1 rRNA gene is annotated in these 2702 nt (G+C 63.0%); it reads right to left on the reverse strand.

The features are described 5' to 3' along the window. Positions 1 to 2702, reverse strand: a 23S ribosomal RNA gene (locus BGC09_RS21945); the annotation flags it as partial.

The following is a 2702-nucleotide window of genomic DNA, read 5'->3' on the forward strand; positions in this document are numbered from 1 at the left end:
GGCACAAGCCGTTCGGTCATTAGGGCCGGTCAGCTGCACCTGTTACCAGGTGTCCACCTCCGGTCTATCGACCAGGTGATCTGCCTGGGACCTTATCTCCGGCTGGCTTGCCAGCCTGGAGGGGGAAGCGACTCTTGGGGTCGGCTTCGCGCTTAGATGCTTTCAGCGCTTCTCCTCGCCTGACGTAGCTACCCGGCGCTGGCCTGGGCAGGCCAACCGGCTCACCAGCGGTCAAGCCCTCTCGGTCCTCTCGTACTAGAGCGGACTCCCCTCACGCTTCCTCTCGCCCACGACGGATAGAGACCGAACTGTCTCACGACGTTCTGAACCCAGCTCACGTGGCGCTTTCATGGGCGAACAGCCCAACCCTTGGGACCTACTCCAGCCCCAGGATGCGCCGAGCCGACATCGAGGTGCCAAACCCTGCCGTCGATGGGAACTCTTGGGCAGGATCAGCCTGTTATCCCCGGGGTAGCTTTTGTCCGTTGCGCCACACGCCTTCCACTCGGACATGTGGGATCACTCAGCCCGACTTTCGTCCCTGCTCGGCTTGTTGGCCTCGCAGTCAAGCTCCCTTCTGCCTGTACACGCTTCAGGTGATGTCCATCCACCTTGAGGGAACCTTTGGGCGCCTCCGTTACCCTTTAGGAGGCGACCGCCCCAGTCAAACTCCCCACCTAGCCCTGTCTGCTGGCGGGCTCTACCGCTGCAACATGAGTCCCGACAACACACCAGAGTGGTATTTCACCGGCGCCTCCACCGCCCCCACAAGGGCGGCTTCTTCGGCTCCCACCTATCCTCCGCAGGTGTGCCCTCGGCACCAGGCCAGGCTAGAGTCAAGCTCCACGGGGTCTTTTTGTCCTGTCGTGGGTAACCCGCATCTTCACGGGTACTGCAATTTCGCCGAGCCCTCTGTCGAGACAGCGCCCAGGTCGTTCCTCCTTTCGTGCGGGTCGGAACTTACCCGACAAGGAATTTCGCTACCTTAGGACCGTTAGAGTTACGGCCGCCGTTCACCGGGGCTTCCCTGGCAAGCTTCGTGCACCTGCCAGCTTCACCTTCCGGCACTGGGCAGGAGTCAGCCCCTATATGTCCGCTTTCGCGTTCGCAGGGACCTGTGTTTTTGGTAAACAGTCGCCTGGGCCTATTCCTGCGGCCTCCTCACCAACGCCGACCTGCTTCGAGTCCCCTTGCGGGCACCCCTCCGGTCTGCGCCAGCTACGAAGGCGCCCCTTCTTCCGAAGGTACGGGGCCAAGTTGCCGAGTTCCTTGACAGAGGCTCACTCGTTCACCTGGGGGGATTGCCCCCCTGCCTACCGGTGTCGGGTTGCGGTACGGGCAGAGGCACGTCTGGCTAGAGGCTTTTCTGGGCGGCCTGGGAGTCGATGACTTGTCGCCTCCTCGCGGAGGCTCGTGCCTGCGGTCACGCCTGGTGGCATCGGGCTTTCCCTCGACGCCTCGCTTCCGACAGGCAGCCCATCCTGTCCACTCGATGGGTTCACCTTCCCTACCGCGTCCCCCCTTCGCTCTTCACGACGCCCTCTGGGGCAGGATTGTCTACCTGCTCTCCATCGCCTACGACCTACCGTCCTCGGCTTAGGGCCCGCCTGACCCTGGGTCGATCAACGGTGCCCAGGAACCCTCAGGCTTTCGGTGGGAGGGATTTTCACCCTCCTTGGCGCTACTCATTCCGGCATTCGCACTTCCGCCCGCTCCACCGGTCCTTCCGGTCCGGCTTCTCCGCTGGCGGAACGCTCCCCTACCAGCCTCGCATTCGCAAGGCTCCACGGCTTCGGTCGGCTGCTTCAGCCTCCTGATGTTGTCGGCGCCAGCTCGCTCGACCAGTGAGCTATTACGCACTCTTTCAATGATGGCTGCTTCTAAGCCAACATCCTGGCTGTCTGGGCCAGCTGACCTCCTTTCCCACTCAGCAGCCCCTTGGAGACCTTAGCCGGTGGTCTGGGTTGTTCCCCTCTCGTCTGACGAGGTTATCCCCGCCAGACTCACTCCGCCGCCCCGCTTCTCGCGCTGGGCATTCGCAGTTTGCATGAGCTTGGTAACCAGCTCCTGGCCCCGCACCCACACAGCGCTCTACCTCCCAGCGCTGCCGCGGCGGGCTGCACCTCCATGCATTTCGGGGAGAACCAGCTATCTCCGTGTTCGCTTGGCATTTCACCCCTACCCACAGCTCCTCCCCTGGTTTTGCAACACCAGTGGGTGCGAGCCTCGACGGATTGTCACATCCGCTTCACTCTGGCCATGGGTAGCTCACACGGTTTCGGGTCCCATCGCCGCTACCTGCCTCCAGGATCTGGAGGCGACGCCCTCTTCAGACTCGGTTTCCCTACGGCTCCCCTCCTCTGGAGGGAGGTTAACCTGCGGCAACGACGATGCACTCGCCGGATCATTCTACAAAAGGCACGCCATCAACCCGCACGTGGCGCCTGCTCGGGCTGCCCCAGTCGCCTGGGGACTGCCCGCCGGCCTGCCACGGCATGGGCCTCTGACTGCTTCTGGCGTACGCGGTTTCAGGCACTCTTTCATCCCCCTCTCGGGGTGCTTTTCACCTTTCCCTCACGGTACTCTGTCCGCTATCGGTCGCTGAAGGTCTTTAGCCTTGGAGGGTGGTCCCCCCTGCTTCCCACCGGGTTCCTCGTGCCCTGTGGTACTCAGGGTCCAACGTCAAGCCCTGTGGCCGCTGT

Origin of the sequence: Thermogemmatispora onikobensis, assembly GCF_001748285.1 — a bacterium.
GTDB classification, from domain to species: Bacteria; Chloroflexota; Ktedonobacteria; order Ktedonobacterales; family Ktedonobacteraceae; genus Thermogemmatispora; species Thermogemmatispora onikobensis.